This is a genomic window from Rhodopseudomonas palustris, assembly GCF_003591005.1.
Classification (GTDB): domain Bacteria; phylum Pseudomonadota; class Alphaproteobacteria; order Rhizobiales; family Xanthobacteraceae; genus Rhodopseudomonas; species Rhodopseudomonas palustris_K.
In genome coordinates this window covers 62,372-77,760 of sequence record NZ_QYYD01000003.1, presented here as the reverse complement: position 1 = coordinate 77,760, position 15,389 = coordinate 62,372, and the positions used below count along the sequence as shown (strand labels likewise).

Here is a 15,389-nt window from a genome sequence, read left to right as displayed (position 1 = left end):
TCGGCGGGCCGATGACCAAAGCTCCTGACCCCGCCGCCGATCGGGCGGCCGAGACCCGCGATGCAGAAATGTCTGCATCGCGGGCGAATATTTCCAACCGGGAAGTCGAGGACGTCGAGGCGCGCTCCAGTCCGCGCACCCCCGTGATCTACGAAATCGTCCGCCGCTCCGGCGAGGAGGAGATGGAGCGCCCGCTCACCTCGCTGTGGTGGTCGGGCCTCGCCGCCGGCCTGTCGATCAGCTTTTCGCTGCTGGCCCAGGCGATCCTTCAGCATCACATTCCCGATGCCCCGTGGCGTCCGCTGATCACCAGCTTCGGCTACTCGCTCGGTTTCGTCATGGTGGTGCTGGCGCGCCAGCAGCTGTTCACCGAGAACACCGTCACGGTGATTTTGCCGGTGATGGCCGAGCCGAGCGCAAGTAATTTCTTCCGCGCCGGCCGGCTATGGGCGATTGTGCTGTTGGCGAATCTGGCCGGCACGCTGTTCGCGGCGGCGTTCTGCAGCCTGACGCCGGCTCTGACGCCGGAACTAAAGGCCGAAGCGATCGAGATCAGCCGGGTGATCCTCAGCCACGGCGCGATCGACACCGTGTTCAAGGGCGTCGTCGCCGGCTTTCTGATGGCCACGATGGTGTGGCTACTGCCGAGCGCGGAGGCCGGTCAGCTCGGTGTCATCGTGATGATGACCTGGCTGATCTCGTCGGAGGCTTCGCTCATATCATCGCCGGCAGCATGGAAGCATTCATGCTGGTGCTGAGCGGCGTGGCGGGTCCGCTCGAGGTGACGACGGGCTTCCTGCTGCCGGCGCTGCTCGGCAACATCGTCGGCGGCACGGCGCTGTTCGCGCTACTCGCTTATGCGCAGGTCATGAAGGAGATTCGCTAGGCCGGAACGCGTTCCTGTTCCTTCCGTTGTCGACACGATCAATGAAGAAGGAAACACGAATGACGTATGTCGAGACCAATGGCGCCCGGATCCATGTCAAAACCGCCGGCAGCGGGCGCCCGGTTCTGCTGATTCATGGCTGGCCGCTGACCGGCGACATGTTCGAGTATCAGACGCTGGCGCTGCTCGAGGCCGGCTACCGTGTCATCACCTACGACCGCCGCGGCTTCGGCCTGTCGAGCCATCCGGCCACCGGCTATGACTACGACACCTTCGCGGACGATTTGGCCGCCGTGATCGAGCATCTAGATCTGCAGGCGGTCAATCTCGTGGGCTTCTCGATGGGCGGCGGCGAGATCGCGCGCTATCTGTCGCGCCACGGCAGTCAGCGGATCGCCAAGGCGGCGCTGATCGGTTCGGTGGTGCCGTATCTGTTGCAAACATCCGACAATCCGGATGGAGTCGACGCCAGCGTGTTCGAGGATATGAAGTCGCAGATCCGCACCGACCGCTTCGCCTTCCTGCAGAGCTTCGCCAAGCAGTTCTACGGCGTTGGCTACGTCACCAGCCCGGTGAGCCAGGGTATTCTCGACTGGAGCTTCATGCTGGCCATCATGGCAAGCCCCAAGGCAACGATCGACTGCGTCGACGCGTTCGGCAAGACCGATTTCCGCCCCGACCTGAAGTCCTTCACCATGCCGACGCTGATCATTCACGGCACCGGCGACAAGACCGTGCCGATCGACACCACCGGCCGCGCCGCCACGCGCGGCATCCCGAACGCCAAACTGATCGAATATGACGGCGAGCCGCACGGCCTATTCGCCACCGCGCCGACCCGGCTCAACACCGACCTCATTCAGTTCATCGGCTGACTCTTCGCGCGGCGGCGGACATCGCTCTCGCCGCCGCGCATTCCACATCCCGGAAAACAACAAACGCCTCGCCGTCGGCGCGCGCTTGTTCTACACAACACGGCTATGACAAGCGTTCAGCAACCCGCGTCAGGCGGCAGCAACGATCCCGTCGGCGAGCGCCTCGCGCGCTGGCGCGAGATTATGGCGAACCGCGGGCACGACGATCCGTTGGCGCCGTTCGCGCAGGCCGGGATGTTCGACATCGGCCTGCCCGGCGGCGATGCGGCGCTCGACAGCTACGCGGCGATCGCGCGCGCCGAGCAGGCGATCGTCGCCGCCACCGGCGAGCTCGGCCTCGCTACTGCCTTCGCCGGCCGGCAACTGATCGCGCGGTTCTTCATCGGCCGTTTTGCCAGCGAGGCTCAGCGCAATGACCTGCTGCCGCGGATCGCGGCCGGCCGCTGCTGGGCGGCGGTGGCGATCTCCGAGCCCGGCGCCGGCGCGCATCCGAAACATCTGCGGACCACGGCCGAGCGCCGCGGCGACGATGTGGTGATCAACGGCCGCAAGGCGTGGATCACCAACGGCCCGGTCGCCGATATCTTCCTGGTGCTGGCGATCACCAGCACCGAGGACGGCCGCAAGCGCTACGGCCTGTTCGCCGTGCCGCGCGACACGCCAGGGCTGACCATGACGCCGATGCCGTCGCTCGACGTGCTGAAGCCGGCGGCGCATTGCGAACTCACCCTTGATAACTGCACGGTGCCGGCCGCGTCGCAGATCGGCGCCATGCCGGATGCCTATCCGGCGATGGCGCTGCCGTTCCGCGACCTCGAGGACGCGCTCGGCACCGCCAGCCTCGCCGGCTTCCTGCGCTGGCTGCTGCCCGCGACCGCCGAACATATCGAACGCAATGACGACCACGCGCTGCGGCTCGGCCGCCTCAAAGGCCTGGTATCACTTGCCGAGGACGCCAGCCGCGCGGCGGTCGCTGCACTCGACGACGGCGCACCGCCGGTCCCGGCCCGGCTGATCGGCGTCCGCGCGCTGGCTGCCGGCATCGTCGACGACATCCGCGCGCATCTCGCCGTCGCGCGCGCCGACGAACGCCTCGGCCGCGCGCTGGCGGCTTACGACGTGCTGGCCAATGTGGCGCGCGAGCCGCGCAAGCAGCGGCAGATCAGCCTCGGCCAATCCCTCTGGAGCGAACACCAAGAATGAGTAACGACCCGCCGATCGAATCCATCGACGCCGTCACCGCGGGCCTCGCATCGGTCGGCTACATCGCCAGCCGCCAGATCGCCACCGCGATCTATCTGGCCGAGCGCATCGAGAAGCCGATCCTGGTCGAAGGCCCGGCCGGCGTCGGCAAGACCGAACTGGCCAAATCGCTCGCCGCCTGGCGCGGCCTGAAGATGATCCGAATGCAGTGCTACGAAGGCCTCGACGAGGCCAAGGCGCTGTACGAATGGAAATACGCCAAGCAGCTGCTCTATACGCAAATCCTCAAGGACAAGCTCGGCGAAGTGCTCGGCGACGCGCAATCGCTGTCGGCCGCGCTCGACAAACTGCATGATTTCGGCGACGTGTTCTTCTCCAAGGAATTCGTCGAGCCGCGGCCGCTGCTGCAGGCGCTGGAGCAGCCGAAAGGCTGTGTGCTGCTGGTCGACGAAATCGACAAGTCCGACGCGGAATTCGAATCACTGCTGCTCGAGATCCTGTCGGACTATCAGGTCTCGATCCCCGAACTGGGCACCATCAGCGCCACCGTCAAGCCGCTGGTGCTGCTAACCTCGAACGGCGAACGCGACCTCTCGGACGCGCTGAAGCGGCGCTGCCTGCATCTGCATATCGGCTTTCCGGAGCAGAAGCTGGAAGAGCGCATCGTCGAAAGCCGCGTGCCGGGCGCCTCGGAGACGCTGCGCAAGCAACTGGTCGGCTTCATCAACCAGGTCCGCGCGCTCGATCTGAAGAAGCTGCCGTCGGTCAGCGAGACGATCGACTGGGCGCGCGTGCTGGTGCTGCTGCAATCGACCGAGCTCGACCACCAGACCGTCAAGGACACGCTCAACGTGCTGCTCAAGTACGAAGCCGATATCGAGACCGCGACCCCGCAGGTCGCCGGCTTCGTCGCCAAGGCCGGGCGCTCCGGCACCTTCGGCTGATGCGCGAAGAGCTGCACCGCTTCTTCCGGGCGGCGCGCGGCGCCGGCGTGCGCGTCTCGCCGGCCGAAAGTATCGACGCGATCCGGGCGGTGACGCAAATCGGCGTCGCCGATCGCGGCCTGCTCCGCGACACGCTGCTGGTGACGCTGGCCAAGAGCCAGGAGGAGAAGCAGGCGCTCGGCGAGTGCTTCGACCTGTTCTTCAGCCGCCCCGAACCGCCGCCGCCGGAGGAGAGCGACGAGTCGTCGACCGATGAATCCTCGGGCGCGCAGCCGCAGAACGGTTCGCCGGGATCGCCCGGCCAGGGCGGCGGCGATGGCTCGGCGCAGCCGGAGCTCGGCGAACTGGCGCAGATGCTGCTCGGGCAGGATCGCAGCGCGGTCGCCGCGGCGCTGTCCGGCGCTGCCGCCGCGGCCGAACTCTCCAACATCCGTTACTTCACCCAGCGCGGGCTGTTTCAGACCCGGATGATGGACGCGCTCGGCGTCGGCCGGCTGCGCGACGACCTCGACGCGCTGAAGGGCGCCAACCCGGCCGAGGCCGAGCGGCTCGCCGCAGCGCTCGACGGACTACGCGACAGCGTGCGCGAGATGGTGTCGCAGGCGCTCGTCCTCTACGGCCGCGAAGAGACCGAGAACCTGCGCAACGAGATCCTGCGCAACGCGCCGCTGGCGCGGCTGGAGCGGCGCCAGGTCGAGCAGATGAAGGCGCTGATCCGCGCCATCGCGCGGCGGCTGCGCGAGCGTTACTCCAAGCCGCGCAAGCGCCAGCGCCGCGGCCATCTCGACGTCCGCCGCACCATCCGCAAGAACGCGGCGTGGGGCAGCGTGCCGTTCCTCACCGCCTGGAAGCGCCGCCACCGCGACCGGCCGAAGATCGTGGCGATCTGCGACGTCTCGGGCTCGGTGGCGCAGGTCTCCGACTTCTTCCTGCTGCTGATCCACAGCCTGCACGAAGTGGTCGACGACGTCCGCTCCTTCGCATTCTCCGGCCACCTGATCGAAGTCAGCGACATCCTCGACAAGCAGGAGCCGGAAACGGCGATGCGCGAGATCATGTCCAAGGTCGGGTTCGGCTCGTCCGACTACGGCAACTCTTTCGCGGATTTCGAAAAGCGCTACCTGCGCAGCGTGACGCCGAAGACCACCGTGATCGTGCTCGGCGACGCCCGCACCAACAATCTCGACCCGCGCACCGATTTGCTGCGCCAGATCTCCGACCGCGCCAAGCGCGTCGTCTGGCTCAATCCCGAAGGCCGCATGGGCTGGGGCTGGGGCGACAGCGAAATGCCCCGCTACGCCCCATTCTGCAACGTCGTCCGCCAATGCGCGACGGCGAAGCAGCTGGAGCGCGCGGTGTCGGATATCGTGGCGGCGTATCAGTAGGCGTCGTTTATACGGGCGCGTCCACCGTCGTCAGCACGAGAAGCTCGGGATCACCCGGGTGATCCGCATCGACATCGACAGCATCAAGGTCAAAGCCTACGGCTTCGGCGAGCCCCGTCCCGAACAGCCCGGCGAGACGGACTAGACGAACGTTGCCAGAAGCCGCGCGCTGGTGCTCCCCGCCTCATGCACGGCACGGCGCGGGCCGCCCAAGCACGTCATTCGGGGCGCGGCCGCAGGCCGCGAACCCGGAATCCCGAGATTGTTGCGCACCGAGGACCGCAGAGATTCCGGGTTCGCTCGCCTCGCGAGCGCCCCGGAATGACTCGTGGAGACTCGGTCGCTCACAACCAGCCGTGATGCGGCTGGATGCCCCGACCTCACTTTACTCGTTCGAGATCATGCCGCCGCCGGCCCGATGCCGCGAAGGGTGCGCTTCACTTCGCCGCCATGAGTTCGCACGCCTCATCTTCGGAGCGTTGCTTCATCCATTTTGACATCACGACGCAGTTGACCGCGTCGTGCGGATACATGCCCGCGGTCGTAGCTCAAGTACGAACCGTTAAAGTTTGAAGCGGCGCAGAAGCTAGAGAGAGCACCGCATCCTTTATGGAAAGCCAAAGTCTGACTAGGGTCCAGACTCAATCTGATTTATGATTTCTCTAGGCTCTGGCGGTTGCATCAACTCGATCGTCGCGCCATCGGGACCGACGGCGTAGATCACCTTCGTTCCCGCACGTGTACCGCCAGAGATGACCTGCGGCTTTCCCTGCGGTCTCCACTCGTAGACTGCAATCCGTTCTAGAACCCTGTCTATGTCGTCGACGACAAGAGCTAGATGAGCAAATCCCGGATCGAATGGCCTGGACGCTCGATCTTGTAAGTCGACACCACGATATTCCAGTAGTTCGATCATCTGCCCTGCCAGAGACACGATGGCCATGCGGACGGATGCTCCGCGAGCGCCGGTCACCTCTCCAAGGAATTCCCCACCCATATCACCGACCCGAACCAACTCCCCACCCAAACCTTCAACCCAAAAACGAAGGGCTAAATCCAGCGAGGCAACGGAGAAGCCGACATGGTCGGCGCGCCGCACGACGAAATTTGAACTCTCAACCACAGTTCTCTCCAAAGACGTGATCAGCACCAGAACGCGATGGCAGCGGCGAGAGCCACTGCGAAGCGGAAGTTAGCGGTGAGCTTGTCTTGGCGAATGGCAACGCGGCGCTGCATCTTATCCAGCGCTCTTCGACGCGCAGCTAAGCATCTCGAAAGAGCTGGCCGAAGTGTCCGCAACACCGGATGTTCAGCTTGGATCAACACACCTCGTGAAGCGAGCGCTTGCACCAAGTGCAAATCAAATTCCGGAACGGGACCGAATCTTCGAGACGTGTCGCAGTTTCGGAGAGCGACGATCCGATCAGATCGCTCGCACGTGCATGCCCGTCGTCAGCCCGTAGGCCGTTCGCAATCTCAAACGCGTTTTCAAGGCTTTAGGAGATTGTTGGCGCGCCCGAAAGGATTCGAACCTCTGACCCCCAGATTCGTAGTCTGGTGCTCTATCCAGCTGAGCTACGGGCGCGTTTGCCGCGGGTCTGCCGGGGTGAACCCGGAGCCGCTGGCGATCCGCAGCGGCGAGGCGCTGCGAAGGCCGCATAGCTAGCGGCTCCGGTTCGGCTTGGCAAGCGCCGCCGTGGGACTTTTTCTCAGCCCTGTGACAACGGCGGCAGGGCGCAGACTTTGGAGCCCGCTCAGGCCCGGGCGCGTTCGTGGCGCAGGCTGTGCAGGTCGACCGGGCGGTCGGGGATCGAGATCCGGAAGGTGGCGCCGAGCGTGCCTTCGACCAGGTTGATCTCGCCGCCATGGGCGCGGACGAGCTCGGCCGCGATGGCGAGGCCGAGGCCGGAGCCGCCGGCGCGGACCGAGCCGTGGAATGCCTCGAACAGATGGTCGCGGGCCTTCTGCGGCACGCCGGGGCCGGTGTCTGAGACTTCCAGGATGGTCACCGAGCCCTCGCGGCGGCCGATGATGCGGATCTGCTGCAGCGACGGGTCGTTGCGCGGCTGGCTTTCCAGCGCCTGCGCGGCGTTGCGCACCAGGTTGAGCAGCACGCGGAACAGCTGGTCCGGATCGGCGTCCATGGTCAGGCCGCGCTCGATCGCCGTCACCCAGGTGATGCCGCTGACGCCGCCGTCGGCGGCGAGGCCGGCGGTTTCGCGCACCTCACTCACCACCGGCTCGATCAGAATCATGCGGCGGTCCGGTGCCGCCTCCTGAGCGCGGCCGTAAGATAACGTCGACTGGCAGAACGCGATCGCCCGCTCCAGCGAGCGCACCAGCTTGGGCGCGAAACGCTGCACCCGCGGATCGGGCACGCTCGAGAGCTGGTCGGACAACAGCTGCGACGAGGCCAGAAGATTGCGCAGGTCGTGATTGATCTTGGAGACAGCGAGGCCCAGCGCCGCGAGCCGGCTCTTCTGATGCAGCATCGACACCAGATCGCGCTGCATGTCGGACAATTCGCGCTCGGCGAGGCCGATCTCGTCGCCGCGCGGGCCGGGGATCACGATCGAGGCCGGGCTTTCCGGATCGCGGCGGAAGTTCATCATATTGGCGGTGAGCCGCCGCATCGGCCGCACGAACAGGAAATGCAGCGCCAGATAGATCAGCGCCGTGGTCAGGCTGGTGATGGTCAGCGATACCAGCAACAGATTGCTGGAGAACCGGTACATCGCCACCCGCAGCGGCGCCTCGTCGATCACCACCTCGATGAACTGGGCGTTGCCCTCGGCCGGGCCCATCACCCGGATGGTCTGGTCGCCGCTCTCCAGCATTACCACGAAGGCGTCAATGATCGCGGCCCACGGCGTGACGTGGCGCATGTCGACGACATGGTCGACGGCGGTCGGCAGGTTGGAACTCGCCAGCAGCCGGCGCTGCTGGCCCATCTTGATGGCCACCGCGCGGGCGTCGATGCTGGCGAGCACCTGGCGGGCCAGCGTGTCCGGCACCATGCCGGAAGGCGAGGCGTCCAGCACCAGCGCGGCCGTGGTGGCCGCCGCCAGCCGGTCGTTGAGCCGGTTCAGGCGGAAATTGGCGATCGACGGCACATAAATCAGAATTTCGGCGATCAGGATCAGCGGAATCGTCAGCAGCAGCAATTTGCCCGACAAGCCGATCTTCGGCTCCAGGCCCCGCCGCCATGCGTGGGTTTCCGGCTTCTGATCCGCTGCCTGCACTGCCGTCGCCCTGCCTCCGCCGCTCGGATTCCGCCCAATTATATAAGTCAAGATGCGCCCGCGCCTACCCAAGGTCAAATTACCGTTCTCTCATATACGGGGAAGCATGTCCCAGCGTTTGCGGGATGCCACGATCTGCCGCCCCGGGCTGGCTCAGCGGTAGGCTTCTGGGCACCGAAAGCGCCCTCTGTCGCAATTGACGAGAACAGGTCGCTCCCGTATAAGCCGCGCCAACTGTCCGCGATGGCCCGGCTTGCCCGGGGCGGTTCATTTTGGGCTGCTGTCGGCTCATCTGTGAGCCAATCGCCGGGCTTACCTCAACCTTATCGAAGCACTGACCGGGTCAGCGGAGAACTTGCCGTGAAGCGGACTTATCAACCCAGCAAACTGGTGCGCAAGCGCCGCCATGGCTTTCGCGCCCGTCTCGCCACCGCCGGTGGCCGCAAGGTGCTGGCCGCCCGCCGCGCTCGCGGCCGCAAGCGTCTGAGCGCCTGAACGGGTCCTTCCGAGATCAGATCATGGACCGGTTACGGCAGCGGGCGGATTTCATCGCCGTTGCCAACGGGCCACGGATCAATGGGCCTGCCTTTGTGCTGCAGAGCCGACGCCGCGACGACGATGGTCCGGTCCGCGTCGGCTTCACCGTCACCAAGAAGATCGGCACCGCGACCGAGCGCAACCGAATTCGACGCAGATTGCGCGAAGTGGTGAAGCGCACGGACCGCGGTTTCATGCTGCCGAACAGCGATTATGTACTGGTCGGCCGCCGCGCGGCGCTCAGCCGCGACTTTGCTGTCATGCTCGGCGATCTCCGCTCCGCGCTCGACCGCATTGCGCGGCGGTCGCCAAAACCGGATTGAAGCGAGACCTGAGCCGATGAGCGACAATCGCAACACCATCCTCGCCGTCATTCTGTCGGGCCTCGTGTTGCTCGGCTGGCAGTACTTCTTCAACATCCCGCAGATGGAAAAGCAGCGCGCCGCCCAGCAGGCGCAGCAGCAACAGGAAGCGGCCGCCAAGCAGCAGGCGCAGCCGCCGGCGGCGACCGCGCCGGGCGCGCCCGCGGCTCCTGCGACACCCGGCGCCCCCACCGCACCGGGCGCGACTGCACCCGCCGCCAATGCCCCGACACTGAGCCGCGACGCTGCGATCGCAGCGGCCCCGCGCATCAAGGTCGAGACCCCGCGGCTGTCCGGTTCGATGTCGCTCAAAGGCGCCCGGCTCGACGACCTTTCGCTGATCCAGTTCCGCGAGACCGTCGATCCGAAGTCGCCGCCGATCCATCTGTTCTCGCCGTCCGGCAGCGCCAACCCCTATTACGCCGAGTTCGGCTGGGTCGGCGCCGCGGGTTCGAACGTCAAGCTGCCCGACCAGAACACGGTGTGGGAGCAGGAAGGCTCCGGCGCGCTGACGCCGTCGAGCCCGGTGACGCTGAAGTGGGACAATGGCGAAGGCCTGACGTTCCGCCGCCAGATCGCCGTCGACGACCGCTTCCTGTTCACCGTGAAGGACGACGTCACTAACTCAGGCGCCGCTGCGGTGACGCTGTATCCGTTCGCGCTGATCTCGCGCCACGGCACCCCGCACGTCGAAGGCTACTACATCCTGCACGAAGGCCTGATCGGCTATCTCGGCGACCAGGGCCTGCAGGAAAAGACCTACGCCAAGATCGATGAAGCCAAGGTGGTGGACTTCAAGAACGTCACCAATGCCTGGCTCGGCATCACCGACAAATATTGGGCGGCGGCGCTGCTGCCGGACACCACGGCGCAGCTGCAGGCACGGTTCTCGTCCAATCAGGTCGGCGCGACCCGCACCTACCAGACGGATTATCTGGAAGACGCCAAGACAGTGCCGATCGGCGGCACCGTTAGCGCCAACGCGCGGCTGTTCGCCGGCGCCAAGGAAGCCCGCGTCGTCGGCATCAACTTCCCGTTCGCCGGGCTAGGCGGCTACAATCAGCAGCTTGGCCTCAACCATTTCGACCTGCTGATCGACTGGGGCTGGTTCTACTTCATCACCAAGCCGATGTTCCTGGCGCTCGACTTCTTCTTCCATCTGGTCGGGAATTTCGGCGTCGCCATTCTTCTGGTGACGGTGCTGGTCAAGCTGATCTTCCTGCCGCTCGCCAACAAGTCCTACGCCTCGATGGCCAAGATGAAGGCGATCCAGCCGCAGTTGCTGGCGCTGAAGGAGCGCCATCCGGACGACAAGGTGAAGCAACAGCAGGAGATGATGGAGATCTACCGCAAGGAGAAGATCAATCCGGTCGCCGGCTGTCTTCCCGTGCTGCTGCAGATCCCGGTGTTCTTCTCGCTGTACAAGGTGCTGTTCGTCACCATCGAAATGCGGCACGCGCCGTTCTTCGGCTGGATTCACGACCTGTCGGCGCCGGATCCGACCAACATCTTCAATCTGTTCGGCATGATCCCATTCGATCCGACCTCGATTCCGGTGCTCGGCCACTATCTGGTGCTCGGCGCCTGGCCGCTGGTGATGGGCTTCACCATGTGGTTCCAGATGAAGCTCAATCCGCAGCCGCCGGATCCGACCCAGCAGATGATCTTCGCCTGGATGCCGGTGATCTTCACCTTCATGCTGGCGCACTTCCCGGCCGGTCTGGTGATCTACTGGGCCTGGAACAACACCCTCTCGGTGATCCAGCAGGCCTGGATCATGCGCCGCAACGGCGTGAAGGTGGAGCTGTTCGACAACCTGAAATCGTCGTTCAGTAAGAAGAAGAAGACGGCGTGACGCTTGCCACGCGACGTCATTCCGGGATGCGCGCCGAAGGCGTGCAGACCCGGAATCCCGACGTTATTGCGCGCTGAGATTCCGGGTTCGCGCGCCTAAGGGCGCACGCCCCGGAATGGCCAACCCCTGTGGGTGCACGTCCGCGCCACTCTCGGACATGGAAGCCCGATGACCGACACCATCGATCCCGACCTGATCGAACGCGGCCGCAAGATGTTTGCGGGCGACTGGCATTTCATCTGGGCGTCGCCGTCGATCGAGACGTTGCCGCCGATGGGCAGCGTCGAGATCGCGTTCGCGGGCCGCTCCAATGTCGGCAAATCCAGCCTGATCAACGCGCTGACCGGCCGCAACGCGCTGGCCCGCACCTCGCATACGCCGGGCCGCACTCAGGAGCTGATCTTCTTCGAAGGCCCGCCCAATGCCGGGCTGCGGCTGGTGGACATGCCGGGCTACGGCTATGCGGCAGCATCCAAGGCCAAGGTGGCGTCGTGGACGACGCTGATCCACAAATTCCTGCAGGGCCGCGCCACGCTGGCCCGCGTCTATGTGCTGATCGACGGCCGCCACGGCCTCAAAGACGTCGACCTCGACATCCTGAAGACGCTGGATAAATCCGCCGTCAGTTACCAGATCGTGCTGACCAAGGCCGATCAGGTCAAAGCCGCCGAGCTCGCCGGGCGGATCGAGGCCACCAAGCTGGCGTTGGCCAAGCATCCGGCGGCGTTCCCCGAGGTGCTGGCGACTTCGTCGCGCACCGGCGACGGCATGCCGGAGCTGCGCGCCGCGATGATCCGGCTGCTCGACGAGCGCCGCTGATGGCTGTGCTGAGCCGTTCGTTGATCGTGGTCGCCGGCCTGTTCGGCGCCGCCGGCGTCGCGCTTGCGGCAGCCGCCGCGCATGTGCCAGATGCCGGGCGGCTCGGCCCGGCATCGTCGATGCTGCTGTTCCACGCCAGCGCGGTGCTGGCCGCGGCCCTGCTGACGGAGCGCGGCCTGCTGCACCGCATCCCCGGCCTCGCCGCCACCTTCGGCCTCGTGCTCGGCACCGCGCTGTTCGCCGGCGACCTGACGCTGCGCCAGTTTGTCGGCCACGGCCTGTTCCCGATGGCAGCGCCGACCGGCGGCATGCTGCTGATCGGCAGCTGGCTGCTGCTGGCGATCGCCGGGGCGCTGGCGCCGCGCCGCTGAGGCGGCACGGCCTTCGGGCCGCGCATGGGCCGGTGATCGGTCCGCTCTAGGATCGGCCGCGCCGAAATGCTAGCGGTGCGTCGCGCCGTTCCTGTCCAGAATCATTCCCGAGAGTCCCGCTCAATGACCGACGCCGTCATCAGCCCGCTCGAACAGGCCCGCATCCTGTCCGAGGCGCTGCCGCACATGCAGCGCTACGACGAGGAAACCATCGTGATCAAATACGGCGGCCACGCCATGGGCGCCGAGGACACCGCGCGGGCATTCGCGCGCGACATCGTGCTCCTGGAGCAGACCGCGGTGAACCCGGTGGTGGTGCATGGCGGCGGGCCGCAGATCGCCACCATGCTGAAGCGACTCGGCATCAAGTCCGAATTCGCCGCCGGCCTGCGCATCACCGACGGCGCCACCATCGAGATCGTCGAGATGGTGCTGGCCGGTTCGATCAACAAGCAGCTGGTCGGCTACATCAACGAGGCCGGCGGCAAGGCGGTCGGCCTGTGCGGCAAGGACGGCAACATGGTCACCGCCACCAAGGCAACCCGCACCATGGTCGATCCGGATTCGCGCATCGAGGAAGTGATCGACCTCGGCTTCGTCGGCGAACCCGAAAAGGTCGACCTCACGCTGCTCAACCAGCTGATCGGCCACGAACTGATCCCGGTGCTGGCGCCGCTGGCGAGCTCCGGCGACGGCCAGACCTTCAACGTCAATGCCGACACGTTCGCTGGCGCCGTCGCCGGCGCGCTGAAAGCCAAGCGCCTGCTGCTGCTGACCGACGTGCCCGGCGTGCTCGATCAGAACAAGAAGCTGATCCCCGAACTGTCGATCAAGGACGCCCGCAAGCTGATCGCCGACGGCACCATCTCGGGCGGCATGATCCCCAAGGTCGAGACCTGCATCTACGCGCTCGAACAGGGCGTCGAAGGCGTCGTCATCCTCGACGGCAAGGTCCCGCATGCCGTGCTGCTCGAACTGTTCACCAACCAGGGCACCGGCACGCTGATCCACAAGTGATCAGATGACGCTCGGGATCGCGCGGACGAGGTCAATGCAGCCGGCCTTTCCCCGTCATTGCGAGGAGCGCAGCGACGAAGCAATCCAGCGCCGTGCACTGAGCTCTGGATTGCTTCGCTTCGCTCGCAATGACGCGGCGAAGATGCTGCTCGTTGCTCTCGTGGGGCTGCTGACTCTCTCTACCGCCGCCCGCGCCGATCTCAAGCTGTGCAATCGCATGAGCTACGTGATCGAGGCGGCGATCGGCATCGACGACAAGGGCTCGACCGCAACGCGCGGCTGGTTCAAGATCGATCCGGCGCAATGCCGCGTCGTGCTGCAGGGCGCGCTCACCGCCGACCGCGTGATGCTCAACGCCCGCGCCCTGGCGCTGTACGGCGCCTCGCCGATTCCGCAGAACGGCACCGACCGGCTATGCGTCGCCGCCGATAATTTCGTCATCGCCGCGGCGCGGCAGTGCCGCAGCGGCCAGACGCTGGCGGCGTTCACCGAGATCAAGCCGCGCCAGAACGGCGACGGCGACCTGGTCGCGTATCTGGCCGAGGACAGCGAATACGACGACGAGCAGGCAAGGCTCGCCGGCATTCAGCGCCTGCTCGGCATCGCCGGCTACGACACCACGCCGATCGACGGCGTCGACGGCCCGAAGACACAGGCGGCGCTCGCGACCTTCCTGCGCAAGAGCGGCCTGAAATCCGACGCCGCCAACGCGCCGGACTTCTTCGACACGCTGGTCAAGGCCGTGGAGTCGCCGTCCGCCACCGGGCTGACCTGGTGCAACGACACCAAGAGCCGCGTCATGGCGGCGGTCGCCGAGGACGACGGCAAGACCATCACCAGCCGCGGCTGGTACCGGATCGAAGCCGGCAAATGCCTACGGCCGGATCTCTCGGCGCAGCCGAAGCGCGTGTTCAGCTTCGCCGAAGCGGTCGACGACAATGCCCGTCCGGTGTTGATCAAGGGCAAGGCGCTGAACTGGGGCGGCGCCACGCTGCTCTGCACCCGCGATACCAAGTTTGAAATCAGCGAGCAAGGCGACTGCTCGGCGCGCGGCCTCAATGCCGTCGGCTTCGCACCGGTCGACCTCTCCCGCGGCGGCCAAACACTCAGGTTCACCACTCCATGATGCAACTCGGCCCGCGCGGCTTCGATCACGTCGAGACCTGGGTGTTCGACCTCGACAACACGCTGTATCCGCATCACGTCAATTTGTGGCAGCAGGTCGACGTCCGCATCCGCGATTTTGTCGCCGACTGGCTGAAGGTGAGCGCGGAGGAAGCGTTCCGCATTCAGAAGGATTACTACAAACGCTACGGCACCACGATGCGCGGCATGATGACCGAACACGGCGTCAGCGCCGACGATTACTTGGCCTATGTGCACGCCATCGATCACTCGCCGCTGGAGCCTAACCCGGCGATGGGCGAAGCGATCGCAAGCCTACCAGGCCGCAAGCTGATCCTCACCAACGGCTCGGTCGCCCATGCCGGCAAGGTGCTGGAACGGCTCGGCATCGGCCATCACTTCGAAGCGGTGTTCGACATCGTCGCGGCCGAACTCGAGCCCAAGCCCGCCGCTCAGACCTATCAGCGCTTCCTGACACTGCACGGCGTCGACCCAGCGAAAGCCGCGATGTTCGAAGACCTCGCCCGCAACCTCACCGTGCCACACCAGCTCGGCATGACCACAGTGCTGGTCGTCCCCGACGGCAGCCAGCAAGTGGTCCGCGAAGACTGGGAGCTGGAAGGCCGCGACGCCGCGCATGTCGATCACGTCACGGACGACCTGACGGGGTTTTTGGCGGGGCTACGCGCAGCGAAGTGAGGCAGCGAGTCCGCCCCAAGCCTCAGCCCGTAGGATGGGTTAGCGCGAAGCGCGTAACCCATCTGCCGC

General features: G+C 65.8%; 16 protein-coding genes and 1 tRNA gene. 14 read left to right on the top strand and 3 right to left on the bottom strand.

Annotated elements, in window-relative coordinates; genetic code table 11:
• Positions 1-11 precede the first annotated feature (11 nt).
• The 6 genes from D4Q52_RS03810 (at position 12) to D4Q52_RS03790 (ending at position 5,293) form a co-directional block, all read left to right on the top strand.
• Positions 12-758 carry a formate/nitrite transporter family protein gene (locus D4Q52_RS03810; RefSeq protein WP_234831057.1) on the top strand — a complete coding sequence of 249 codons (747 nt, stop codon included), beginning with the start codon at positions 12-14 and terminating at the stop codon, positions 756-758.
• A complete protein-coding gene (locus D4Q52_RS26685) occupies positions 746-886 on the top strand; it encodes a hypothetical protein (RefSeq protein ID WP_234831056.1) in 141 nt (46 codons plus the stop codon). The genes D4Q52_RS03810 and D4Q52_RS26685 overlap by 13 nt, the downstream gene beginning before the upstream one ends.
• 59 nt (positions 887-945) lie before the next feature.
• Positions 946-1,761 (top strand): alpha/beta fold hydrolase, encoded by an 816-nt coding sequence (locus tag D4Q52_RS03805; protein WP_119855221.1) that lies wholly within the window; start codon positions 946-948, stop codon positions 1,759-1,761.
• A gap of 183 nt (positions 1,762-1,944) precedes the next feature.
• Positions 1,945-2,964: an acyl-CoA dehydrogenase family protein gene (locus D4Q52_RS03800; protein WP_234831055.1), complete on the top strand. Its 1,020-nt coding sequence runs from the start codon at positions 1,945-1,947 to the stop codon at positions 2,962-2,964.
• A complete protein-coding gene (locus D4Q52_RS03795; protein ID WP_119855219.1) occupies positions 2,961-3,908 on the top strand; it encodes an AAA family ATPase in 948 nt (315 codons plus the stop codon). Before D4Q52_RS03800 ends, D4Q52_RS03795 begins: the two co-directional genes overlap by 4 nt.
• A complete protein-coding gene (locus tag D4Q52_RS03790; RefSeq protein WP_119855218.1) occupies positions 3,908-5,293 on the top strand; it encodes a vWA domain-containing protein in 1,386 nt (461 codons plus the stop codon). The genes D4Q52_RS03795 and D4Q52_RS03790 overlap by 1 nt, the downstream gene beginning before the upstream one ends.
• A gap of 628 nt (positions 5,294-5,921) precedes the next feature.
• Here the strand turns inward: D4Q52_RS03790 and D4Q52_RS03780 are convergent.
• From D4Q52_RS03780 to D4Q52_RS03770, 3 genes are all read right to left on the bottom strand, one after another.
• Complete coding sequence (locus tag D4Q52_RS03780; protein WP_234831054.1) at positions 5,922-6,443, bottom strand: VOC family protein; 522 nt, start codon at positions 6,441-6,443, stop codon at positions 5,922-5,924.
• 358 nt (positions 6,444-6,801) lie between these two features.
• A tRNA-Arg gene (locus tag D4Q52_RS03775) sits at positions 6,802-6,878 on the bottom strand.
• Between the two features lie 169 nt (positions 6,879-7,047).
• Complete coding sequence (locus tag D4Q52_RS03770; protein WP_119855217.1) at positions 7,048-8,535, bottom strand: ATP-binding protein; 1,488 nt, start codon at positions 8,533-8,535, stop codon at positions 7,048-7,050.
• A gap of 360 nt (positions 8,536-8,895) precedes the next feature.
• Between D4Q52_RS03770 and rpmH the strand changes: the two genes are divergently transcribed.
• From rpmH to D4Q52_RS03725, 8 genes are all read left to right on the top strand, one after another.
• Entirely contained in the window at positions 8,896-9,030 is a 135-nt protein-coding gene (rpmH, locus tag D4Q52_RS03765; protein ID WP_008542748.1) for a 50S ribosomal protein L34, read from the top strand.
• 23 nt (positions 9,031-9,053) lie between these two features.
• The gene (rnpA, locus tag D4Q52_RS03760; RefSeq protein ID WP_119855216.1) at positions 9,054-9,395 is read left to right on the top strand and encodes a ribonuclease P protein component; all 342 of its coding nucleotides are present in this window, start codon (positions 9,054-9,056) and stop codon (positions 9,393-9,395) included.
• Positions 9,396-9,411: 16 nt separating this feature from the next.
• Entirely contained in the window at positions 9,412-11,289 is a 1,878-nt protein-coding gene (gene yidC / locus D4Q52_RS03755) for a membrane protein insertase YidC (RefSeq protein ID WP_119855215.1), read from the top strand.
• 168 nt (positions 11,290-11,457) lie between these two features.
• Positions 11,458-12,108, top strand: coding sequence for a ribosome biogenesis GTP-binding protein YihA/YsxC (gene yihA, locus D4Q52_RS03750; protein WP_119855214.1), 651 nt, complete (start codon positions 11,458-11,460; stop codon positions 12,106-12,108).
• A complete protein-coding gene (locus tag D4Q52_RS03745; protein WP_119855213.1) occupies positions 12,108-12,479 on the top strand; it encodes a DUF423 domain-containing protein in 372 nt (123 codons plus the stop codon). The genes yihA and D4Q52_RS03745 overlap by 1 nt, the downstream gene beginning before the upstream one ends.
• 123 nt (positions 12,480-12,602) lie before the next feature.
• Positions 12,603-13,496, top strand: coding sequence for an acetylglutamate kinase (gene argB / locus D4Q52_RS03740; protein WP_119855212.1), 894 nt, complete (start codon positions 12,603-12,605; stop codon positions 13,494-13,496).
• A gap of 142 nt (positions 13,497-13,638) precedes the next feature.
• Entirely contained in the window at positions 13,639-14,622 is a 984-nt protein-coding gene (locus D4Q52_RS03730) for a DUF1036 domain-containing protein (protein ID WP_119855420.1), read from the top strand.
• On the top strand, positions 14,619-15,320 hold the full coding sequence (locus tag D4Q52_RS03725; RefSeq protein ID WP_119855211.1) for a pyrimidine 5'-nucleotidase: 702 nt from the start codon (positions 14,619-14,621) through the stop codon (positions 15,318-15,320). The genes D4Q52_RS03730 and D4Q52_RS03725 overlap by 4 nt, the downstream gene beginning before the upstream one ends.
• The last annotated feature ends 69 nt before the right edge of the window (positions 15,321-15,389 follow it).

Coding starts and splice junctions, on each gene's coding strand:
- D4Q52_RS03810 (WP_234831057.1), top strand. CDS start 12: ATGACCAAAGCTCCTGACCCCGCCGCCGATCGGGCGGCCGAGACCCGC.
- D4Q52_RS26685 (WP_234831056.1), top strand. CDS start 746: ATGCTGGTGCTGAGCGGCGTGGCGGGTCCGCTCGAGGTGACGACGGGC.
- D4Q52_RS03805 (WP_119855221.1), top strand. CDS start 946: ATGACGTATGTCGAGACCAATGGCGCCCGGATCCATGTCAAAACCGCC.
- D4Q52_RS03800 (WP_234831055.1), top strand. CDS start 1,945: ATGGCGAACCGCGGGCACGACGATCCGTTGGCGCCGTTCGCGCAGGCC.
- D4Q52_RS03795 (WP_119855219.1), top strand. CDS start 2,961: ATGAGTAACGACCCGCCGATCGAATCCATCGACGCCGTCACCGCGGGC.
- D4Q52_RS03790 (WP_119855218.1), top strand. CDS start 3,908: ATGCGCGAAGAGCTGCACCGCTTCTTCCGGGCGGCGCGCGGCGCCGGC.
- rnpA (WP_119855216.1), top strand. CDS start 9,054: ATGGACCGGTTACGGCAGCGGGCGGATTTCATCGCCGTTGCCAACGGG.
- yidC (WP_119855215.1), top strand. CDS start 9,412: ATGAGCGACAATCGCAACACCATCCTCGCCGTCATTCTGTCGGGCCTC.
- yihA (WP_119855214.1), top strand. CDS start 11,458: ATGACCGACACCATCGATCCCGACCTGATCGAACGCGGCCGCAAGATG.
- D4Q52_RS03745 (WP_119855213.1), top strand. CDS start 12,108: ATGGCTGTGCTGAGCCGTTCGTTGATCGTGGTCGCCGGCCTGTTCGGC.
- argB (WP_119855212.1), top strand. CDS start 12,603: ATGACCGACGCCGTCATCAGCCCGCTCGAACAGGCCCGCATCCTGTCC.
- D4Q52_RS03730 (WP_119855420.1), top strand. CDS start 13,639: ATGCTGCTCGTTGCTCTCGTGGGGCTGCTGACTCTCTCTACCGCCGCC.
- D4Q52_RS03725 (WP_119855211.1), top strand. CDS start 14,619: ATGATGCAACTCGGCCCGCGCGGCTTCGATCACGTCGAGACCTGGGTG.